Origin of the sequence: Candidatus Protofrankia californiensis, assembly GCF_900634765.1 — a bacterium.
In the GTDB taxonomy this organism is placed as follows: domain Bacteria; phylum Actinomycetota; class Actinomycetes; order Frankiales; family Frankiaceae; genus Protofrankia; species Protofrankia californiensis.
Genome location: NZ_CAAAFT010000156.1, coordinates 1 through 1,326, shown reverse-complemented (window position 1 = coordinate 1,326; position 1,326 = coordinate 1). Strand labels below are relative to the sequence as shown.

Here is a 1,326-nt window from a genome sequence, read left to right as displayed (position 1 = left end):
GTCGTAGCCCCCGGTCTTTCAATCTGTTGATCAGAGGTGCGGCCGCATCGAGCGCTGCCAGGCGTCCCTCCGTGGTGTTGAGGTCGAACCCGGCCAGCTTCCCGCGGATGGCGAACTCCACCAGCGGGACACGGTCGGCGACCAGGTCGCGCACGGCCACGTCCCCCCGCTGGATTCGCAGATCGCACGGGTCCAGCCCGGACGGCTCGATCGCCACGAAGGTCTGGGTGACGAAGCGTTCCTCGAACTCGAACGCACGGATGGCGGCCTTGCGGCCCGCCTCGTCGCCGTCGAAGGTGAACACGACCTCACCGCGGTGTTCGCTCTGATCCATCAGCAACCGCCGCAGCACCGTCACGTGCTCGCTGCCGAACGCGGTGCCGCAGGAGGCGACCGCGGTCGGCACGCCGGCGAGATGACAGGCCATCACGTCGGTGTAACCCTCGACGACCACGACCTGATACCGCCGGGCGATCTCCCGCCGGGCGATGTCGGCCCCGTAGAGCAGGTTTGCCTTCTTGAACAGCGGAGTCTCGGGCGTGTTGAGGTACTTGGGCCCGGGGTCGTCGGCGGCGAGCCGGCGGGCGCCGAAACCGACCACGTCCCCGGCAAGGTCGCGGATCGGCCAGACCAGCCGGCGGTGGAACCGGTCGATGAGGCTGCCGCGGCTGCTCTGCTTGGCCAGGCCACCGAGGACGAGCTCCGCGGCGGTGAAGTGCCGGCCCATCAGATGGCGGGTGAGGGTGTCCCAGCCGGCGGGCGCGTAACCGACGCCGAAACGCACCGCCGCCTCCCGGTCGAAGCCGCGGGCGGAGAGGAAATCCCGACCGTCACCTGCGTCGGCGGACTCCAACCGCTCGGCGTAGAACTCCGCGGCCACCCGGTGGGCGTCGAGGAGCCGCTGCCGCTGGCTGGTGACCGCGCGGCTGGTCACCCCTCCGCCTTCGTAGGTGAGGGTGATCCCGGCACGGCGGGCGAGCCGCTCGACCGCCTCCGGGAAGGACAACCCGTCGATGGCACGGACGAAAGCGATCACGTCGCCACCGACGCCGCACCCGAAGCAGTGGTAGGCACCAACCTGCGGCCGGACGTTGAACGACGGTGTCTTCTCGTCGTGGAAGGGACACAGACCCCGCAGCTGGCCGCTGCCGACGGGACGCAATTGCACGTAGTCGCCCACGATGTCGGCGAGCGGCGAGCGGTCACGCACGGCAGCGACATCGGCGTCACGGATGCGTCCGGCCACACGTCCCTCCCTGCGTCCCGGGTGGAGCGCCAGCGGGCTGATGTCGCGGAGGTCCGGCGCACCCCGTGTCACCACCGGCC

At 70.5% G+C, this 1,326-nt stretch carries 1 protein-coding gene; it reads right to left on the bottom strand.

Annotated features, from left to right (window positions below; genetic code table 11):
* Positions 1 to 1,246 (bottom strand): DNA primase (dnaG, locus tag DD1DGNOD_RS08995; protein WP_131769886.1); only part of this gene is annotated, 1,246 nt, incomplete at its 3' end.
* Positions 1,247 to 1,326: the final 80 nt, after the last annotated feature.